Genomic DNA, 15,037 nt, shown 5'->3' with positions numbered 1-15,037 from the left:
GGCGGATCAGGACTCCAGGGCGGTGACGCGCGCGATGAAGCGGTCGCGTTGGGGATTGTCGACAAGGCCTTCCCACGTCGAGCCGATCGCACCGCGCAAGGGTGCGAGGCGCTCGGGCGGCGACAGCCGGCGGCCCTTGACCGCGGCGATCGCTTCGGGGACCACATCGGGGAAACAGGCCAGAACGAGGTCGCAGCCGGCATCGAGGTTGGCGTGCGCGCGTGCGGCGATGCCGCCGGCGCTGGCGGCGGCCGCCATGCTGATGTCATCGCCGAAGACACAGCCACGGAAGCCCAGCTCGCCGCGCAGGATCTCTTCGATCCACACGTGCGAGTAACCGGCCGGCTGGTCGTCGACCGACGTGTATTTCACATGCGCGGCCATGACCGCCTCGGCGCGGGCTTCGATGCCGGCCACGAACGGCAGGAGGTCCGTGCGCAGGATCTCATCCTTGCTACGGGTATCCACGGCGACGGATTCGTGGGTGTCTTCGGCCACGGAACCATGCCCGGGGAAATGCTTGAGCACGGCGGCCATGCCACCGAGGTGCATGCCGCGCACGTAGGCCTGGGTGAGCTCGGCGGCGATGGCCGGGTCGGCGTGGAAGGCGCGGTCGCCGATGGCCTTGCTGCAGCGGTCGAGGTCGGCCACCGGGGCGAAGCTGAAATCCACGCCGATGGCGCGCATTTCGCTGGCCATGATCCAGGCGTGCTCCTCGGCACGGTCCACGGCCTCGCCGGGGTCGGTGTCGTAGAGCTTGCCGATGGCGCGCAACGGCGGCAGCCGGGTGAAGCCCTCGCGGAACCGCTGCACGCGGCCGCCCTCCTGGTCGACGCAGACCAGCAGGTCGTCGCCCGCCACCTCGCGCGCCGCATCGATCAGCGCGGTGACCTGCTCGCGCGATTCGAAGTTACGGCCGAACAGGATGATGCCCGCCACGCCGTGCGCGGTGAGCAGCGTGTGCTCGTGCGGCTTGAGCTCCTTGCCTTCGAGACCGATCAGCAGCATCAGGCGTTCTCCTTCCCTTCGCGCTCGGCCGGCGTCCAGGTGTTGAACGGCCGGTCGATCAGGTTGACGTTGTAGTAGCGGACCTGGTCGCTGACTTCCGCGCCAAGCCACGCGGGCGTGGGGCAAGCCGCGTCCGCCGCCTCGAGTTCGATCTCGGCCACCACCAGGCCCTGGTTGGCGCCGCCGAACTCATCGATCTCGAAGTGTGCCCCATCGAGCATGACATGGTGGCGAACCTTCTCGAGGACGCCGTCGGCCAGGGTGTCCAGCATGTGCCGGGCATCGTCCAGCGGGATCGGGTACTCGTACTCCTGGCGCTCGATCCCGAGGGTGGCCGACTTGATGTTCAGCCAGGCCTTCTCCCCCGAGATGCGCACGCGCACCGAGGATTTCGCGTGCCCGGCGGCGATCGAGGCCATCGCGACGAGGTACCCCTGCGCGATGGGTTCGCTGCGCTCGACCAGGGCACGCCAGCCCTCGCCGGCGAGCAGGAACTTGCGTTCGATTTCGACGCCCATGCGTTCTTCCCGGTCAGCCGCGCTCGAACAGCGCGATGGATTCGACGTGCGCGGTGTGCGGGAACATATCCATCACCCCCGCCGAGACCAGCCGGAAGCCGTGCTTCTCGACCAGGATGCCGGCGTCGCGGGCCAGCGAGCCCGGGTGGCACGAGACGTACACGATACGATTGGTGCCCTTGCGCGGCAGGTACTCCAGCACCTTGTCGGCGCCCGCGCGGGGTGGATCGAGCAGGATCTTGTCCCATGCCTGCTTAGCCCAGGGTTCGTTGCGCTGGTCCTCGAACAGGTTGGCAACGCGGAAGCTCGCGTTGGCCAGGCCGTTGCGGGCCGCGTTTTCGGCCGCGCGCTGGACCAGGCCGTGTTCGCCTTCCACGCCAACGACCTCCGCGGCATGCCGCGCGATCGGCAGGGTGAAGTTGCCGAGGCCGCAGAACAGGTCGAGCACCTTGTCGCCCGGCTGGAGGTCGAGCAGTTCCAGCGTGCGCGCCAGCATCTTCTGGTTCATGCCGGCGTTGACCTGGACGAAATCCAGCGGCAGGAAGTCGAGCGTGACGTTATCGGCCGCGATGGCGAACGACAGGCGCGGCGATTCCGGCCACAGGGGCGCGACGGTGCTGTGGTTGCCGGGCTGCAGGTAGATCGCGAAACCGTGTTCCTGCGCGAAGGCGGTGAGCTTCGCGCGATCGCCCTCGGTCAGCGGCGACAGGTGGCGGAAGACGAGCGCGACGGTGTCGTCGCCGGCGGCGAACTCGATCTGCGGGATGTCGCGGGCGGTATCCAGGCCCTGGATCAGGGTCGCCAGGAGGCCGACCTTCGGGCCGATCGCGGGGTGGATCACCTCGCAGACATCGATATCCGCCACGAACCGCGGGTTGGATTCCTCGCGGAAGCCGACCAGCACGCGATCCTTCTTGTTGACGAAGCGGACCGAGAAGCGACCCTTGCGGCGGTAGCTCCACGGCTGGTCGGTGAGCGGCGCCAGCCAGCTCTCTGGCGTGACCTTGCCGATGCGCTCGAAGTTCTCAGCCAGTACGCGCTGCTTCGCGGCGATCTGCGCCCCGGGCGCCATGTGCTGCAACGAGCAGCCACTGCACTGGCCGAAGTGGCGGCACTTCGGCTCAACGCGATCGGGCGAGGCCTCGAGGATCGAGACCACCTCGGCATCGTCGTAGTTGCGGTGGCGCTTGCGGTACTTCAGCAGCACGCGCTCGCCCGGCAGCGCGCCGGACACGAACGTGGCCTTGTTATCGATGCGGGCGACGCCCCGGCCGTCGTGGCTGAGGTCGGTGATGGTGGCTTCGAATTCGGTCATGCGCTCAAAAACTAAAAGCCCGGACGTTGGGTCCGGGCCGGGGCTGGGAGGCGCCGCGCGGATGAACAGCGCGGCGAGCGATCCTGGCGGAGAGGGCCTACTTGCGCTTCCAGGCGCCGGAGGCGTCCTGATAATACCAGCCCGAGGGTGCACGCTCGACCCAGCCGGCGGCGAAGGTCTTGCGGATCTGCGGCTCCCACTCCGGATGGCCGTTGGCCTTGGCGATTGCGGCGTAGAGCTGGTCGCGGTCGCTGTTCTCATCACGGACGGTGTTACTGGCCTGGGAGCGCTGGTCGAGCGGGAGCGACCCCGCGTCACGCACGGCGACCAGGCCGTTGTTCGTGAAGCCGACGGCGCCCGAGTCCATCAGGCCCTTGAGCGGGCCGCCGAAGCGGGCTTTCATCCGCGCGCGGATCGCGTCGGTTTCCGGCGAACGCACCTGGATGTCGGGGCTTTCCGCGGCCATGGCTTTGGGAATGACCAGATCGAGCAGCGACGCCGAGGGCTGCTTGCCGGCCGCGGGCTTGGGTGGCGCCTTGCTTCCGTTGGCCGCCGGGGCGACGCCGCTTTCGTCGAGCACGTTGCCAATGAACTGGTCCGCGGCCTTCTGGGCTGCGGCCTCGGGGAAGTAGACGTTGATGGTGACGCAGCCGACCAGGGCGACTGCTGCGGCTAAGATCATGGCAATCAGTGGCTTGCGCGACATTTTTTACGTCCTTTTGAGGTTTGCTGCATCACCGCGTTGTTGGCGTATCGCGCGCAAGCGCGCTCCCACGGATGCTACTGGTCCCACAGGGTGTTACTGGATGGTCGGGCCGTCGCCTTTCGTGGCGGCTTGCAGGCGGCGGACCAGGGTGGGCCAGTCGACTTCGCGCTGGTGGCCGACCACGGTCAGGTGCGGCAGCCCGCTGCCTTCGACGATAGTGTAGCCATCCTTCGCGGCGCCCAATCCACCCATGCTGCAGACATCGCCCTTGAGCGTGCAGCTGAGCCCGATGCGCCGGTAACCGAAGGTCTTGAACAGTTTCAGCACGGTGCCCTGCAACCCGCCGGCGATGCCGCCGCCGCCGACCGAGGTGAGGTTGTTGACCGCTCGCTGGCTGATCCGGCCACCCTGGTCGGCAAGCAGGTTTGCCCTGAACGCCGAGGGTTGCCAGGCCACCAGGCGCAGGTCGTCGATGCTGCCGTGCAGGCGTCCGGTGATGCTGCCGAAATCGAACACGGAGGTCATCCGCGCCAGGTCGAGGTCGCGCAGCGCGATGTTGCCGGCCAGTACCGGCGCATCGCTGAACGGGCGCGACAGGGTCATGCCGGTGATGTCGACGAAGCCGTCGAACACGTTGAGCGAAAGGCCGCCACCCAGTTCCACGCGGTCATCGATGTAACGCAGTGACGGAACCGCTCCGCCCAGCGTGCCGCCGAACGCCGGCCAGCCGACCGCGCGGGAGAACGCGGCCATGTCGATCTGGGTGAGCGCCAGCGAGGTCTGCAGGCGCTCACCGCTCGCCGCCGCAGGCTTCCATCCCAGTGAGAGGACGCGCAGGTCGCCATCGAGCACCGGGATGGCCATGGGCTTCTCGAGCGCGAGGGTGCCGCCCTTGCTGCGCCAGGTGCCTTCCGCCGCGCCGTTCGGGATCCGGTAGACCTGGAGGTTGCGCCAGCCAAGCTTCGTCGTGGGGCGGTCTTCGCTCGCGCTCCAGTCCAGCGAGCCACGCAAGCCGTTCACGCCCAGCCGGCCATCCGCCATGGCGAGATCGAGCCCACCGGTCTGGAAGGCGAAGGCCGTGGGGCCATCGGGCCCGATCTCGGCGTGGCCGGCCACTTCGCCATTGGCCTGCAGGCCGGAGAGGCCCCAGGAACGCACCAGGCCCTTGCCGTAGCGCTCGTAAGCCGCCGGGAAGCGCGCGTTGAAGCGGTCGAAGCGCAGCTGCGCAAGGTTGCCCTTGGCATCGAAGCCGAGCTCGCCTTCGAGTTGCAGGGCGTCCGGATCGGTAAGGCGCAGGCGGCGCACGCCGAGCGTGCCCTTCTGCGAGCGTGCGGACAGCGACAGTTGCACGGCATGGTCGGGCAGGCTCGCGTACAGCGGGCCAAGAAGCCATTCGCCACCGCGCAGGCCTGCGTCGAGATCGATGGTCGCGCCATCCCGACCGATATCCAGCCCGAGCCGGCCGCTTCCGCTGATCTTCTGGCCGGCCATCGCACCCCCCGGCGTCTCGAAGCCGACGCCATCGAGGGCAAACTGGCCAGCGGCCTGGGTGCCGGTGTCGAGGAGGTCGAGCGCCAGGTCGGCATTGACCTTGCCTGCCGTCGGGTGGCCCGCCCACGCCGTCGACAGCAGGCCCTGCAGCCAGCCGGCGGGGAGGTTCTTCAGGGTGATCTGTGCATGCGTCACCTGGTCGATGGGTAGTGCGACCTCGGCGAGCGCCTTGTCCTGGTTGATGGTGATGGCCAGGGTGTTCGCCGCTTCGTCCGCGACGATCTTCACCGAGGCATCCGTCAACGCACCGCCAGGTGCGCCGCGCAGGCGGATGCGGCCGTCGAACATCCAGCGGCCGAGTTCATCGCGATCGAGCTGCCCGTCGAGCGCTACACCGAGCTTGCGCCAGCCGAGCGCAGGCACGTCGGCCTTCTTCGCCGTGAGGCGCAACGAGATCCCCTTGCCATCGGCCTGGGGATCCAGGTCGGCCTGCATGTCGGTCATCGCCAGGCCCGGCACGCTGAGGCTATCCGCGCCGATCGAGAGCCCCGCATGCGCGGCACCACCCCAGGCCAGGGCGACCCAGGTGAGCAGGACGAATACGAGGGGGCGGGTTGATACGCGGCGCATGCTGCTCCATTCTGCCAAACTCAGATGAACAACATGGAACGTTGCATGGATTCGCGCCGCCCTCCCCCTCTTGACCGCGACCACCTGCGCAAGGTGCTGGTGGCCGATGACGATCCGTCCACCCGCCAGTTCCTGTCCGGCGCGCTGGTGTCGCTGGGTTACGACGTCACCCTGGCGGTCGATGGCGCGGATGCGCTGAGCCATGCGCGCGCCACCCGCTTCGACGCCTTGATCCTCGATTGCCGGATGCCGCACGGGGGCGCGCTGGATGTGCTGCGCGACCTGCACGACAGCATCGATGCCGCATCGGCGGGTGTGCCGGCGTTCGCGACCAGCGCGGAAATTTCGCCGTTATTGCGTAGCGATCTCGATGCCGCGGGCTTCGCCGGAGCCATCGAGAAGCCGTGCAGGATCGCCTCGCTCGGCCACGCGCTCGATGCCGCGCTGGGCGTGGACCCGCGCATGGCGGTATTGAGCGATAGCGACGGGCTGGTGGCCACGGGCGATCCACAGATCATGGCTTCGCTGCGCCAGCTGCTCCGTGGGGAGCTGATCCAGTTGCGTACCGAACTGCACGAGCTGGGCGGTGACCCCGGCAGCCTGGTCGACCGGCTGCATCGCCTTCGTTCGGCATGCGGGTTTTGCGGGGCGCTCCGCCTGGGCGCGCAGGCCAAGGCGTTGCAGGGCCATGTTTACGAGGCGCGGCAGGTGGCGCCGGCCATGATGGAGCGATTCCGGCGCGAGCTCGAGGCAACAATCGCCGCGCTTGCGGTGTAGCACCTGACGTTGTGGGAGCGCGCTTGCGCGCGATGGCGCCGCGCTCAGCGCAACACGCGCCAGGCTTTCAGCTCGCCGCCGCCGAGGTAGAACGTAATCACCTGGCGCATCATCCGGCGCAGCGCGGAGAGACCGGCCTGGTCGGGCGAGGTATCCGCCGCGAGCGCGAGCAGGTCCGCGCCACGCAGGGCACGGGGATCGCCGGGGCGCCCCGGCATGACGCCGGACTCGGGGTCGTAGGCATAGGTGCCACCCGGGTCGAGCGGCTCCCCATCGAGCGCGCCCACCTCCAGTTGCAAGGCGTAGCCCAGCGCATCGAGCATGTCGCGCTCGAAGCGACGCAAGGTCCAGCCGAGCGGCTCGCCTGCCGCCATCCGCTGCAGGGTGCGCTCGTAGTGGTCGAACAACTCGGGATTCGGGTCCTGGCGCCCGGTCAGGCGGACCACCAGTTCGTTGAGGTAGAGCCCGGCCAGGCCCGCGTCACCCGTCAACCGAAGCGGAGTACCCACCGGCTCGGCAGAACGCAGGGTCGCCAGTTCGCCCTTCAGAAGCAGATCCAGCTCGAGCCTCTGGAACGGTTCGAGCTGCGCGCGCTGCATCCGCGCACGCTCGTTGCGCACACCGCGGGCCACGACGCCAATGCGCCCGTGGTCACGCGACAGGCACTCCACGAGCATCGAGGTCTCGCGATACGGCCGCGCATGCAGCACGAAAGCGGGTTGCTGTTCGACACGCATGCGCGGGGCGCCCGAAGGGCTTATTCGTAACCGAAACGCTTAAGCAGGTTCTCGTCGTCGGCCCAGCCTTCGCGCACCTTCACCCAGAGCTTCAGGAATACCTTGCGCTCGAACATGGTCTCCATGGCCTTGCGCGCGGAGGTGCCGATGGCCTTGAGCTGGGCGCCGCCGGCACCGATCACGATGGCCTTCTGGCCATCGCGCTCCACCCAGATCACCGCGTGCACTTCGGCGACGCCGTCGGGGCGGTCGGCGAAGCCTTCGATTTCCACGGTCGTGGCGTACGGAAGCTCCTGGTCGAGACGCAGCATGAGCTGCTCGCGCACCATCTCGGCCGCGAGGAAACGCTCGCTACGGTCGGTGATTTCATCCTCGCCGTAGATCGCTTCCTGCTCGGGCAGGCGCTTCAGGATGCCCTTCTCGAGGCCCTCCAGGCCCTTCGACTTGAGCGCGCTCACGTAGTACACGTCATCGAACGGATGCTTCTGCATCAGGTCGGCGACGAAAGGCAGCATCGCGCCCTTGTCCTTCTGCAGGTCCACCTTGTTGATGGCCAGCAGCTTGGGCATGTCCGTCTGTTCGCACAGCGCCTGGTACATCGCGGCGTCTTCGTCGGTCCACTTGCCGGCTTCGATCACCTGCACGGCGAGGTCGACCTCGGTCACCGCCGCGCGCGCCGCGCGGTTGAGGCTGCGGTTCATGGCGCGCTTGCCGCCACGGTGCAGGCCCGGGGTATCCACGTAAAGGATCTGGCCGTTCGGCTTGGTCGAGATGCCAAGGATGCGATGGCGCGTCGTCTGCGGCCGATGGCTCACGATGGAGAGGCGCACGCCGATCAGCGCGTTGAGCAAGGTGGACTTGCCGACATTGGGCCGGCCGGCCAGCGCGACGTAGCCGCAACGGAAGTCGTCGTCGACCAGGGTATCGTTATCTTCGAAATCGTTATCGTTCATGGTTTCTTTTCCAGCAGCCTTTGCAACACCGCCTCGGCGGCGTCCTGTTCGGCGGCACGCCGGCTGCCCCCGCTCGCTTCGATGCGGATGGCTTCCGGCTCTTCAATGGCGCAACTCACGTCGAAGACCTTGGCATGGTCCTCGCCGTAACTGGCGGTCAGTTCGTAAACGGGCAGCGGCAGGCCCCTGCCCTGTAGCCACTCCTGCAGGCGCGTCTTGGCGTCCTTGCTGGAGCGTTTGAGTTCTCCCACGCGGGGCGTGAAAAGCCTGCGCACGACCTGGCGGCAGGCATCGTAGCCGTCGTCGAGGTAGACGGCGGCCACCATGGCCTCGAAAGCGTCGGCCAGGATGGAATCCCGCCGGTAACCGCCGCTCTTCAATTCACCCGGGCCGAGCTTGAGCCGGTCGCCCAGTTCAAGCTCCCGGGCTACCACGGCCAGGGCCTGGCCGTTGACCAGCTGGGAGCGCAGCCGCGAGAGCTCGCCCTCGCTGGCATGCGGGTGCGCTTCGTACAACAGTTCGGCCACCATGACGCCCAACAGGGCATCACCGAGGAACTCCATCCGCTCGTTGTTCGGCTTCCCGGCACTACGGTGGGTCAGTGCCAGGGTCGCCAGACCGGGATCACGAAAACGATGCGGGAATTCCACGAAACCTCATTACCCAGCGCTGTTGCTGCGGATCTGCACCGACTTCTCGAAATGGAGCAGGAAATCGATGTTGTACATAAACGGGATGCGCTTGTCGTAAGCGACATGCAGCGTCGGCAGGTTGTTTTCGCGAATGACGGTAATGTCCTTCGGCTTGATCGTCGAGTCGTCGACGTACTGGAAGCTCATCTTGAAGGCGAGCTGGCGGCGGGCCTGCTCGACATCGTCGTTGCCACCCTCGGTAGCCATCTGGTTCATGGCCTTCACCACGCCCATGTACTCGATGTACGACGGCACCAGCTTCATGGCCATGAAGCCAAAGAAGCCCAGTACCACGAGCACGATGATAAAGCCGATGAGCGTAATGCCCGATTGCCTGGATTTCATAGATTGACCCCGCCGCGCCAGGCGGCTCCCCTGTGTGATTCGGATACCGACGGGGCGCCGATGCGCCCCGCTGCGGAGATTACCTTGTCCGCGCCGGGGTGCAACGCCCCCGGACGTGACCGGGGCCACCGTTCGGGTCAATGGATGACCTTGCCCATGCGGGAGAAATCGAAGATCCCGGAGATGCCGTTATCGAACCCGCGCCAGGCCAGCCAGACGAAGAAGGCCTTGCCGACCAGGTTCTCCTCCGGCATGCAGCCCCACCAGCGGCTGTCCGTGCTGTTCATGCGGTTGTCGCCCATGACGATGTAGCAGCCCTTCGGCACTTCGGAGGGCACCATGGCGTTGGGGATATCCATCGGCATGTTGTAGGCCGGGGTGAGCGCGATCGTGTGGTTCACGCTGCCCAGGTGCTCGGTGTACAGCTTCGAGCCGTAGGTCATCAGCAGGTGGTCTTCCGGCTGCTTCACGTCACCCTTGTAGGGGCCCAGCTCGTCCATCGCGACGCGCTCGCCGTTGATGAAGAGCTCGCTGCCCCGGGTTTCGATCCGGTCGCCCGGGACGCCGATAACGCGCTTGATCCAGTTCTCGCTAGGCACCGGCGCGCTGGGATCCTGGCACGTGGCATCGCCGCTGCGGACGATCTGGCCACTCGCATCGGGACAGCGATAGCCCGGGAACCGGAACACCACGACATCGCCGCGGCGCGGTTCGCCGTTCTCAACCAGCTTGTTGTTGAACGCCGGCATGCGCAGGCCGTACGAGAACTTGTTGACCAGGATGAAATCGCCGACGTCGAGGGTCGGCATCATCGAACCGGAGGGGATCCGGAACGGCTCCGCGACAAAGGAGCGCAGGATCAGTACCACTAGGATCACCGGGAACAGCGAGCGCGCCCAGTCGACCGGCCACGGCTCGGCGATCTCCGTGCCCTCGGCCTCGGCGCGGGCACGGCGTGCCCTGGCCAGGAACAGCCAGTCGAGCAGCCAGATGACGCCGAAAAGGACCGTCACGCCCAGCAGGAATGCCGAAAAATCAAATGCCGCCATGCCAACTCCGTTAGTCGTGTGAAGGACCCGGTGGGTCCATTCCGGCGCATCCGGCGCCGGGTTTCCATGGGTAGAACGTCATGCCGCCGGGGGCGAACCTTACTTGTCGACCTTCAGCACGGCAAGGAAGGCCTCCTGGGGGATCTCCACGGAGCCCACCTGCTTCATGCGCTTCTTGCCTTCCTTCTGCTTCTCCAGGAGCTTCTTCTTACGCGAGACGTCGCCGCCGTAACACTTGGCGAGCACGTTCTTGCGCAGGGCCTTCACCGTGGAACGGGCAATGACGGCGGCGCCGATCGCGGCCTGGATGGCCACGTCGAACTGCTGGCGCGGGATCAGGTCCTTCATGCGCTCGACCAGCTCGCGGCCGCGGCGGTCCGCGTGCGAGCGGTGCACGATAAGACTCAAGGCATCGACGCGGTCGCCATTGATCAGGATATCGACGCGCACGAAGGGACCGGCATCGAAGCGGTCCAGGTGGTAATCCATCGAGGCATAACCGCGCGATACGGATTTCAGGCGATCGAAGAAGTCGAGGACGACTTCCGCCAGCGGCAGCTCATACGTGACCTGCACCTGGGTGGCCAGGTACTGGATGGAGCGCTGCACGCCACGCTTCTCTTCGCAGAGCTTGATGACGTTGCCGACGTATTCGGCCGGCGTGAGGATGTTGGCCACGATGATCGGCTCACGGATCTCGGCGATCTGCTGCGGCGGGGGCAGCTTGGCCGGGTTATCCATGTTGATCACGGTGCCATCGGTCTTGGCCACCTCGTACACCACGGTGGGCGCGGTGGTGATCAGGTCGAGGTCGTATTCGCGCTCGAGGCGCTCCTGCACGATTTCCATGTGCAGCATGCCAAGGAAGCCGCAGCGGAAGCCGAAGCCCATGGCCTCGGAGCTCTCGGGCTCGAAGAACATGGCGGCGTCGTTGAGGCGCAGCTTGTCGAGTGCCTCGCGCAGCGCGGGGTAATCATCCGCCGACACAGGGAACAGGCCGGCGAACACGCGCGGCTGCATGGTCTGGAAGCCTGGCAGGGGCTCTTCCGCCGGCTTGCCGGCCAGGGTCAGCGTGTCGCCGACGGGGGCGCCATGGACATCCTTGATGGATGCATTGATCCAGCCCACCTCGCCCGCGGCAAGCTTCTCGAGCTTCTTCCGCTTTGGGGTGAACACGCCCACATCGTCGACCAGGTGGGTGCGACCGGTGGACATGACCAGGATCTTGTCGCCCGGCTTGATCTCGCCCTGCATGACGCGGACCAGGGAGACCACGCCCAGGTAGTTGTCGAACCATGAGTCGATGATCAGCGCCTGGAGCTTGTCCGTATCGCGCGGCTTCGGCGCCGGGATGCGATGGATGATGGCCTCGAGCACCTCGATCACGTTCTGGCCCGTCTTGGCGCTGACCGGGATCGCGTCGGACGCGTCCAGACCGATCACCGCCTCGATCTCGGCCTTGGCCTTGTCGATGTCCGCCGTAGGCAGGTCGATCTTGTTGAGGACCGGGATGACCTCCAGGCCCTGCTCGATCGCGGTGTAGCAGTTGGCCACGGACTGGGCTTCGACGCCCTGGGCCGCATCGACCACCAGCAGCGCGCCTTCGCACGCGGAGAGCGAGCGGCTCACCTCGTAGCTGAAGTCGACATGCCCGGGGGTGTCGATGAAGTTGAGCTGGTAGGTCTTGCCATCCCGCGCCTTGTACGGCAGCGAGACCGACTGGGCCTTGATGGTGATGCCGCGCTCGCGCTCGATCGGGTTGTTGTCGAGCACCTGCGCTTCCATTTCGCGCTCGGACAAGCCGCCGCACAGCTGGATGATGCGGTCGGCCAGGGTCGACTTGCCGTGGTCGATATGGGCAATGATGGAGAAGTTGCGGATGAGTTCCATGGAGCGCCGTGGTCGTGTTCACCATCGCTCGCGGCGCGAACGACGCGCAACGGCCGCCTTGGCCGGTGCGAATCCCGCATTATCGCATGGAAGGCGGGCCACCGCCGAGGGTGGCCCGCGCTGCCCGGCTATTTGTCGCTGGGCACCGTGATACCGACGAAGCGCGTTGAGTCGTCGCGACGGACCAGCAACATGGCCGTGTCGCCCTCCTTCACGCCCTTCACGGCGTCGCGGAAGGCGCTGGCGCTGCCGACCCGCTTCTGGTTCACCATGAGAATGACATCGCCTGACTGCAGGCCGGCGGTGGCGGCGGCGCGACCGGTGATCTTGCTGATCACCACGCCTTCGCCCGCCTTGAGGCCGAGGTCCCCACGGGTCTGGGCGTCGATATCCTCCACGGCCACGCCAAGGGCCGCGGCGGTACCGCCCGACGCGCCGCCGGCCGCAGCGTCGGCCATGGCGTTCTTATCGCGAGGCAGTTCGCCGACCTTGACCTCCACCGTCTGCTTCTTGCCATCGCGAAGGATGTCCACTTTCGCCATCGAGCCAGGCTTGGTGATCCCTACCAGCGGGGGCAGGTCGACCGACTGGGTGATCGGCGTGCCGTTGAAGCCAAGGATCACGTCACCCTGCTTCAGCCCGGCCTTGTCCGCGCCACTGCCGGGCGTGACCTGGGCGACGAGCGCACCGTTGGCGTCCGGCAGGTTGAGGTTCTTCACGAACTGGTCGACCGGCTGCACGGTGACGCCGAGCATGCCGCGCGAGACGTAGCCCTTCTCCTTGATCTGCTGGACCACGTTCATGGCAACGTCGATGGGGATGGAGAACGACAAGCCCTGGTAGCCGCCCGAGGTGGAGTAGATCTGCGAGTTCACGCCGATGACCTGGCCCTGCAGGTTGAACAGCGGGCCGCCCGAGTTGCCACGGTTGATCGGCACGTCGGTCTGGATGAAGGAGGTGTAGGGCTGGTCCCCGCTACCGAGGTTACGACCGACGGCACTGATGATGCCGTGGGTGACCGTGGCATCCAGGCCGAACGGCGAACCGATGGCCAGGGCCCACTGGCCGCGCTTCACGCTGCGCGAATCGCCGATGGTGACGGTGGGCAGCGCGCTCGCATCGACCTTGAGCAGGGCAATGTCGTACTGCGGATCCTTGCCCACGACCTTCGCGGTGAAGGTGCGGCGATCCTGCAGGCGGATCTTCACCTCATCGGCATCGTCGACCACGTGGTCATTGGTGAGCACGTAGCCATCGGCGGAGATGATGAAGCCGGAACCGAGCGAGGTCTGCTCGCGTGGCTGCATGGGCATGCCGGGCATGCCGAAGAAACGGCGTAGCAGTTCGTCCTGGTCATCGGGTGCGATCTGTGCGCCCCGGCCGGCTCCCTTTTGCGTGGGCTTGCCGGATGACTTCGCCTCCACGTGAACCACCGCGGGAGCGTTTTTCTCAACGATGCCGGTGAAATCGGGCAAGGTTTGAGCCTGCGCGCCGACGCTCGCCAAGACGAGCGCGCCACCGATCAGCGCGCGTACGTGCCAGGATGCCATGGGTGTTCCTCCTTCATTTTTCAGGCATGGCTGCCCGTGCGGCGGCTGCGCCGCACGGGGTTAACAAAGATGGGGGGATACGGCGCGCCGGGGACGGCGGCGCACCGGGGAGCCTTAGCGGGCGCCGGACGCCGCTTGCGGCTGCGCGTAACGCGTGCCATCCGGGCGGGTCATCAGCAACTGGTACTGCGCGCGGCTGGCATCACGCGCATCGACCGGATGTGCGCGCTGGATCTGGTAAGGCGTGGAACGCGGCAGGTAAGCCGTGGCCGCGTCGTCACTGGAACTGTCGAACGCCGCCTTCTCGGTGAACTGCGAAGCGACGTTACCCGTGAGCCAGCGCGGGGCGACCGGGGCGGATGCCGGTTCCGGCGTGGCATCGGCCAGATCCGCACCGGCGGACGTGGCGGCATGATGTGCGATCTCCGGCGCGGCGCCGTGGTTACCGGCGGGTTGCGAAACCATGAGTGCGGCGACCGCGACACTAGCGGCGATGGCACCACCGGCCGACCAGTGCAGCCAGCGACGGCGCGGCGCGGCCACGGTCGTGACCTGCTGCGCGGACTCGGCTTCGATAGCCGCCATGACCCGATCGGCGAAACCCGCCGAGACCGGTGGCAACGCCTCGTGGCGCAGGCCGTCACGGCCAACGTGGTAGCGCGACCATGCGTTCGCCAGGGCCGAATCGGCCTCGAGGCGGCGCAACAGGAAGCGGATCTCCTCCCGTGACAGTTCTCCATCCATGCCGGCGGAGAGAATTTCCCGATTGGCTTCGCTCATGGGGTCTGGTCCTCGCGGTCGGACAACAACGGCCGCAATTTTTCATCGATGGCCTCGCGGGCCCTGAAGATACGCGAACGGACAGTCCCGATGGGACAATCCATGGCGGCGGCAATTTCCTCGTAACTCTTGCCTTCCACCTCGCGCAGGGTAATCGCGACCCGAAGTTCTTCGGGCAAGGCTTGGACAGTAGAAAACACCGTTTGTTCCACCTGCTCTCGCATGAGTTCACGCTCAGGCGTGGCGCTCTCGTGCATGCGGGTGGCGCCGGGGACGTAAACCGCATCCTCGGCGTCGATATCGCCGGTCGGCGGGCGCCGGCCCATGGCCACCAGGTGGTTCTTGGCGGTGTTCACGGCGATCTTGTAAAGCCATGTGTAGAAAGCACTTTCGCCGCGGAACGAGCCCAGCGCGCGCCACGCGCGCACGAAGGCCTCCTGGGCGATGTCCTCGCACTCCGTCCAGTCATGGACGTAGCGCGAGATCAGCGCGACCACCTTGTGCTGGTACTTGCGGACAAGCAGATCGAAGGCGCGGCGGTCCCCCTGATGCACGCGTTCGACAAGTGCTTGATCCAGTTCGTTTTCGCCCATCCG

15 protein-coding genes are annotated in these 15,037 nt (G+C 66.7%); 1 reads left to right on the top strand and 14 read right to left on the bottom strand.

Translation table 11 applies throughout. The annotated features are described in order from the left end of the window. Positions 1-6: 6 nt before the first annotated feature. The 5 genes from nagZ to ACZ6YI_RS18370 all read right to left on the bottom strand — a co-directional run bounded on the left by nagZ (position 7) and on the right by ACZ6YI_RS18370 (position 5,668). Positions 7-1,008 carry a beta-N-acetylhexosaminidase gene (gene nagZ, locus ACZ6YI_RS18390; protein WP_465779921.1) on the bottom strand — a complete coding sequence of 334 codons (1,002 nt, stop codon included), beginning with the start codon at positions 1,006-1,008 and terminating at the stop codon, positions 7-9. Further along, positions 1,008-1,526, bottom strand: a complete 519-nt coding sequence (locus ACZ6YI_RS18385; protein ID WP_465779920.1) for a CYTH domain-containing protein — start codon at positions 1,524-1,526, stop codon at positions 1,008-1,010. The genes nagZ and ACZ6YI_RS18385 overlap by 1 nt, the downstream gene beginning before the upstream one ends. A gap of 13 nt (positions 1,527-1,539) precedes the next feature. Further along, entirely contained in the window at positions 1,540-2,841 is a 1,302-nt protein-coding gene (gene rlmD, locus ACZ6YI_RS18380) for a 23S rRNA (uracil(1939)-C(5))-methyltransferase RlmD (RefSeq protein ID WP_465779919.1), read from the bottom strand. A 97-nt stretch (positions 2,842-2,938) separates the two neighbouring features. After that, positions 2,939-3,523 carry a YdbL family probable chaperone protein gene (locus tag ACZ6YI_RS18375; RefSeq protein WP_465779918.1) on the bottom strand — a complete coding sequence of 195 codons (585 nt, stop codon included), beginning with the start codon at positions 3,521-3,523 and terminating at the stop codon, positions 2,939-2,941. A gap of 117 nt (positions 3,524-3,640) precedes the next feature. Continuing rightward, positions 3,641-5,668 carry a translocation/assembly module TamB domain-containing protein gene (locus ACZ6YI_RS18370; protein WP_465779917.1) on the bottom strand — a complete coding sequence of 676 codons (2,028 nt, stop codon included), beginning with the start codon at positions 5,666-5,668 and terminating at the stop codon, positions 3,641-3,643. A gap of 45 nt (positions 5,669-5,713) precedes the next feature. Between ACZ6YI_RS18370 and ACZ6YI_RS18365 the strand changes: the two genes are divergently transcribed. Continuing rightward, entirely contained in the window at positions 5,714-6,445 is a 732-nt protein-coding gene (locus ACZ6YI_RS18365) for a response regulator (RefSeq protein ID WP_465779916.1), read from the top strand. Between the two features lie 44 nt (positions 6,446-6,489). Here ACZ6YI_RS18365 and recO read toward each other — a convergent pair whose 3' ends face one another. The 9 genes from recO to rpoE form a co-directional block, all read right to left on the bottom strand. After that, entirely contained in the window at positions 6,490-7,182 is a 693-nt protein-coding gene (gene recO, locus ACZ6YI_RS18360) for a DNA repair protein RecO (RefSeq protein ID WP_465779915.1), read from the bottom strand. Positions 7,183-7,202: 20 nt separating this feature from the next. Further along, positions 7,203-8,135: a GTPase Era gene (gene era / locus ACZ6YI_RS18355; protein ID WP_465779914.1), complete on the bottom strand. Its 933-nt coding sequence runs from the start codon at positions 8,133-8,135 to the stop codon at positions 7,203-7,205. Continuing rightward, positions 8,132-8,785 carry a ribonuclease III gene (gene rnc, locus ACZ6YI_RS18350; protein ID WP_465779913.1) on the bottom strand — a complete coding sequence of 218 codons (654 nt, stop codon included), beginning with the start codon at positions 8,783-8,785 and terminating at the stop codon, positions 8,132-8,134. Before rnc ends, era begins: the two co-directional genes overlap by 4 nt. Before the next feature lie 9 nt (positions 8,786-8,794). Next, positions 8,795-9,172 (bottom strand): DUF4845 domain-containing protein, encoded by a 378-nt coding sequence (locus ACZ6YI_RS18345; RefSeq protein ID WP_465779912.1) that lies wholly within the window; start codon positions 9,170-9,172, stop codon positions 8,795-8,797. Between the two features lie 137 nt (positions 9,173-9,309). Continuing rightward, complete coding sequence (lepB, locus tag ACZ6YI_RS18340) at positions 9,310-10,221, bottom strand: signal peptidase I (RefSeq protein ID WP_465779911.1); 912 nt, start codon at positions 10,219-10,221, stop codon at positions 9,310-9,312. Positions 10,222-10,320: 99 nt separating this feature from the next. Beyond that, the gene (gene lepA / locus ACZ6YI_RS18335) at positions 10,321-12,111 is read right to left on the bottom strand and encodes a translation elongation factor 4 (protein ID WP_465779910.1); all 1,791 of its coding nucleotides are present in this window, start codon (positions 12,109-12,111) and stop codon (positions 10,321-10,323) included. A gap of 128 nt (positions 12,112-12,239) precedes the next feature. Further along, positions 12,240-13,661: a Do family serine endopeptidase gene (locus ACZ6YI_RS18330; RefSeq protein WP_465779909.1), complete on the bottom strand. Its 1,422-nt coding sequence runs from the start codon at positions 13,659-13,661 to the stop codon at positions 12,240-12,242. 114 nt (positions 13,662-13,775) lie between these two features. Further along, positions 13,776-14,441 carry a sigma-E factor negative regulatory protein gene (locus tag ACZ6YI_RS18325; RefSeq protein WP_465779908.1) on the bottom strand — a complete coding sequence of 222 codons (666 nt, stop codon included), beginning with the start codon at positions 14,439-14,441 and terminating at the stop codon, positions 13,776-13,778. Next, positions 14,438-15,034, bottom strand: coding sequence for an RNA polymerase sigma factor RpoE (gene rpoE / locus ACZ6YI_RS18320; protein ID WP_465779907.1), 597 nt, complete (start codon positions 15,032-15,034; stop codon positions 14,438-14,440). Before rpoE ends, ACZ6YI_RS18325 begins: the two co-directional genes overlap by 4 nt. Between the last annotated feature and the right edge of the window lie 3 nt (positions 15,035-15,037).

This window comes from Luteibacter sp. NPDC104163 (genome assembly GCF_055584245.1).
This window is presented reverse-complemented; position numbering and strand designations above follow the sequence as displayed.